Source organism: Frankia sp. Hr75.2 (assembly GCF_949319125.1).
Lineage (GTDB): Bacteria > Actinomycetota > Actinomycetes > Frankiales > Frankiaceae > Parafrankia > Parafrankia soli.
In genome coordinates this window covers 1-4,267 of the sequence record NZ_CASGGV010000093.1, presented here as the reverse complement: position 1 = coordinate 4,267, position 4,267 = coordinate 1, and the positions used below count along the sequence as shown (strand labels likewise).

At 67.2% G+C, this 4,267-nt stretch carries 4 protein-coding genes; 1 reads left to right on the top strand and 3 read right to left on the bottom strand.

Going from position 1 to position 4,267, the window contains the following annotated elements:
- Both AC559T_RS08805 and AC559T_RS08800 read right to left on the bottom strand, forming a co-directional pair.
- Nucleotides 1–763, bottom strand: a 763-nt coding sequence (locus tag AC559T_RS08805; RefSeq protein ID WP_498868396.1) for a class I SAM-dependent methyltransferase, incomplete at its 3' end; no start/stop codon positions are given.
- A gap of 87 nt (nt 764–850) precedes the next feature.
- Nucleotides 851–1,102: a hypothetical protein gene (locus tag AC559T_RS08800; protein WP_498868395.1), complete on the bottom strand. Its 252-nt coding sequence runs from the start codon at nt 1,100–1,102 to the stop codon at nt 851–853.
- A gap of 548 nt (nt 1,103–1,650) precedes the next feature.
- Here AC559T_RS08800 and AC559T_RS08795 point away from each other — a divergent pair.
- Nucleotides 1,651–2,958, top strand: coding sequence for a DUF1254 domain-containing protein (locus tag AC559T_RS08795; RefSeq protein WP_498868394.1), 1,308 nt, complete (start codon nt 1,651–1,653; stop codon nt 2,956–2,958).
- A gap of 3 nt (nt 2,959–2,961) precedes the next feature.
- Here AC559T_RS08795 and AC559T_RS08790 read toward each other — a convergent pair whose 3' ends face one another.
- Nucleotides 2,962–4,098: a zinc-dependent alcohol dehydrogenase gene (locus AC559T_RS08790; RefSeq protein ID WP_498868393.1), complete on the bottom strand. Its 1,137-nt coding sequence runs from the start codon at nt 4,096–4,098 to the stop codon at nt 2,962–2,964.
- Nucleotides 4,099–4,267: the final 169 nt, after the last annotated feature.

Genomic DNA, 4,267 nt, shown 5'->3' with positions numbered 1-4,267 from the left:
GCGACTGTCCGGATTCAACGAGGCACATCACACGGACCAGCGAAGCGAACTGTTGGAACATTGTGATCTCGTGCTCGTGGAGGAACTCGATCCGCAGCCCGGCACCAGCGATTGCCGAGATCACGCTGCCCAACCGGTGCTCATACTGCACGGTGGTGTTCTGTCGCGTGGCAGCAGCCCGATCGGCATAGCTACCCGATTCGGTCCATACGAGCGGGCCTTCGTCGAAGTAGTCGAAGGCCACCGTGCGGCCCGTGGCCTCGTCCAGGGTATGGGCGAACGGATGGAACTCGACGAGGTACAAGAACCCGCCGGGCGCGAGCAACCGTTCCACTACCCGGGCCCATCGGGTCAGATCCGGCAACCAGCACAAGGCCCCTATCCCGGTATAGACAACATCGAAAGCCTCACTGTTCAGTGCCTCCACCGCGTCATACACGTCGGCCGCAACGAACCGGGCATCCGCCTCGATCTCGGCGGCGATCTTCCCTGCCGCCTCGACAGCTGGGACGGAGAAGTCCAGACCCACCACGCTGGCCCCCCGTGTCGCCCACGACAGGGAGTCCAACCCGATATGACACTGCAGGTGCACCAGGCGCTTGCCAGACACCCCACCGACCTCGGGCCCCTCGAAGGCCCGGAGCACGTCGGGACTGCGTTTGAATCCTGCCACGTCATAGGACTCACCGGAGAGGTGAATCGGCACCCGCTCATCCCAGTGAACCTGATTCAGCCTCAGCCAATCCAGCTCTTGATCATCCACGGCCCGACTCTACTGGCCGATGCCACACACCCGTGTCCACTCACTCAGAGAACTCATGCCCACCACCCTGCAGTCCACCTGCCCTCATCAGCGGCAGACGAGGTGGTGCTCAAACTCGCCGACACCGCCACTGGCTCGAAGCAGGTGGTGCCGACGGTCATCGACAAGTGGTGCCGGCACCCACAGGTTGGCGGTGTAGGTCATCTGGTCGCGGGTCGCCGCCGCGGTGAGGTCGCCGAACTGGCGGCGGATCGTGGGCAGGCGTAGCAGGCGGCAGGCCTGGTCGATCGCGGTCTGGGCGGCCTGGTCGGTCATGCCGCGGGGGCGGGTGACAGTCATGAGGCTCCTCCTGCTCCGGGACTGTGGTGACGCGGATCAGCCTGCCGTCGGTCTGACCGGCGATGTCGGTCCCGCGTCGGGTCGGCTGGGCGGTCCGGCCCGCGTCAGGGATCGGTTCTCCCCGTTGTGTCTCTTCCAGCTGCGGCCACATGCCTTTCACATGGTCGCGTCGAAGACTGCCGGCGACGGTGTCGCCGAGGACGGGAGTGCGAATGTCGGACCCGAGGCAGGTCCCATCGGGGGGTTGGAGGAGGTCGCAGGGTGCCTCGGTGACCCGCCGGCGCACATGTCGCGCCGTCGCTGTCGCTCTGGTGACGACAGGGGTGGTGACAGCGACGGCGGTGGTTGGAGCCGCGGGCGTCACCGGGCAGACCGACGTGGCCGGTGCCGTGGCGGTGTCGTCTGACACCCAGGCGGGATCCGCGACGTCGGCCAGGACGACGAGGGCGGTCCCGGTGGCGGCGGCGACCGCCCCGGCGCAGGCCGCGGCACCAGCCGGAACAACTCCGATGGATACGTCAGAGGGAACGCCGGCGCCTGCTGGGTCCATGGAGGACACCGCCGCGGATGGCTACGTCTACGGGTACAGCCCGGTGGCGATGGCCCGCACCCGAGCGGCCCACGTCTGCCGGGGTGGCACGAACGCCCTGCTCAACGTCCCGGTCCTGTCGACGCCGCTGAGCCGTAGCGTGGTGGCTCCGAACGTCGACACCCTTTACTCGGTTGCCTGGCTGGACCTGCGCGGCGGGCCGGTGAGCCTGACGTTGCCCGACACGACCGACCGGTATGTCGTGTTCGAGATCCTGGACATCTACTCCAACGTCTTCGCCAACATCGGCACCAGGCTCAACGGCTCGCAGCCCGGCGCCTACCTGATCACCCCGCCAGGGTGGAGCGGGACGGCGCCGGAAGGGACCACCGTGGTCGCCGCGCCGAGCTGGGACGTCTGGGCGCTCGGCCGCACGTTGGTGGACGGCGACGACGATCTGCCCGCCGCACGTGCCGTGCAGGGCCAGTACACCGTGGCGGGCACCGACCTCGGCGAGACCGGGCTGGTGCCACCCGCCCTGCCCGCGGTGGACTGCGCGAACCCACCCGACCCGCAAACCCCTTACGACGCAGGGGCGGCGTTCTTCGACGAGCTGGCCGCGGTGCTCGCCGCCGACCCGCCGCCGACCGCCGACGACCCGGCGCTCGCCTCACTCGCGAGTATCGGGGTCGTGCCGGGTTCGACCCCGTCGGCGGGGGATCCGGCGACGGTGGCGGCTCTGGCGGCGGGGGTGACCGCGGGTGAGGCCGAGGTCCAGGCCGCGGCCGAGGATGCCCTCGTCCCGTCCGGCACCTGGCAGGGAAGCTTCAACGGCGGCACCTACGGCACCGACTACCTGCTGCGCTCCGCGGTCGCCGTGGTCGGCCTCGGGGCGAACGTACCGCAGGAGTCGCTGTACTACTGGTCCGGCCCAGACATCGACGGTGAGCCGCTGACCGGCGCGCACACCTACCGCATGCACTTCGCCGCCGGTGAGCTGCCACCGATCGAATCCGCCGGGTTCTGGTCGGTGACGATGTACGACGACGAGATGTTCCTCGTGCCGAACGCGCTGCGACGCTACGCCCTGGGGGATCGCAGTGACCTCACGGTGAACCCGGACGGATCGATCGACATCTACCTGTCGGCGACCGCGCCGGCCGGGCACACCGACAACTGGCTGCCCGCGCCGGACGGACCGTTCAACCTGATGATCCGCGCGTACATCCCCACCGAGCCCGCGCTGACGAACACCTGGCATCCACCCACGATCGAACAGATCTCCATTCATGCCGCAGCGCGCGGCCCGTCCCCGCAGACCCCTTGACGCCTACTGCTGGTCGTCGAAGGTGACGACGACCTTTTCGGCTGCTCCCGGTGTCAGGGTGAGTTCGAATGCGCGCTTGACGTCGGAGAAGGGAACGCGATGGCTGATCAACCGCGCGAAACGTTCCTGGTGCTCGGCGATCTCCTGAGTTACCTCGAAGATCTCCGTGGGGTAGCCCTGGGAGGCGATGATGGTCATCTCGCTGCGGAGCATCGCGCCGAGGTCGATGGGCTCAGGCTTCTTGTGTACAGCTACCGTGACGAGCTTGGCACCCCACTTCCCCGATGTCAGGGCCGTGTTGACGACGGCTGCGACGCCCGCGGCGTCGATGTAGATGTCGGTGTCCGGGCGGCGCTGGCCGAGTGCGTTGGCGCCCTGTCCGTGTAGTTCGGTCAGGCGGGCCGTCACGTCCTCGCGGGAGGAGTCGATGACGGCGTCCGCGCCGACCGCGAGCGCCGTCTTGAGGCGGTCGGGGATGACGTCGGCGACGACCACGTGCTGGACCCCACGCAGCTTCAGCCAGATCGCGGCGCCCAGACCGATGGGTCCGGCGCCGAACACCACGGCCTTGTCCGTCGGACTGGCCTCGGAGCGGTTGACGCAGTGCCGTGCCACTGCCATGGGCTCATTGAGCGCGGCGACGTCGAAGGGCACCGTGTCGGGGAACACCGCCACGCTCTTACCGACGACGACGTTCTCCAGGAGGAGATATTCACGCATGCCGCCCAGCATGCCGCCGCAGCCGATGATGCCGGAGGGAGCAGCCATCGGGTTGACGACCACGCGATCGCCCACCTTCAGATCCGCGATCTGGGCTCCCACTTCGACGATCTCGCCGGCCGGCTCGTGCCCGAGAGGAATCGAGATCATCTGCCCGCCCGGCCCCTGCGGCGAGCCGCCCATGTGCAGGTAGTGCGCGTCGGTTCCGTAGATGCCACAGGCACGGATCCGCATCAGCGCGTCCTTGGGGCCAAGAACGGGACGTTCGATGTCGACTATATTGACAGTGCCTTGCGTGCCAGTCTGTACGGACTTCATCGTGTGCATGTGGATGTTATCTTTCTGAAAGTGTACTGGAAATATCGGAGTAGTCACCAATGCTGCCTTAAAATGCTTAAGAAAGTAAACATCGATGGACATGGGTGGCTGGTCGGGTTTGCCGGGCGACCTGGGGAGAGCTCGTGGATGGGGAGGACAAGGGGCATCGATCGGGCTGGTAAGATATCCGCAGCCTGCGGCGGAGTTTAGTACCGGTACCGATCGAGACGGCTCCCATACCCAATTCTGGTCAGGAGTTCCCGCGCGCCAT

Excerpts from the sequence above, each read along its gene's own strand:
- AC559T_RS08795 (WP_498868394.1), top strand. The coding sequence starts at position 1,651 with ATGGAGGACACCGCCGCGGATGGCTACGTCTACGGGTACAGCCCGGTG.
- AC559T_RS08800 (WP_498868395.1), bottom strand. The coding sequence starts at position 1,102 with ATGACTGTCACCCGCCCCCGCGGCATGACCGACCAGGCCGCCCAGACC.
- AC559T_RS08790 (WP_498868393.1), bottom strand. The coding sequence starts at position 4,098 with ATGTCCATCGATGTTTACTTTCTTAAGCATTTTAAGGCAGCATTGGTG.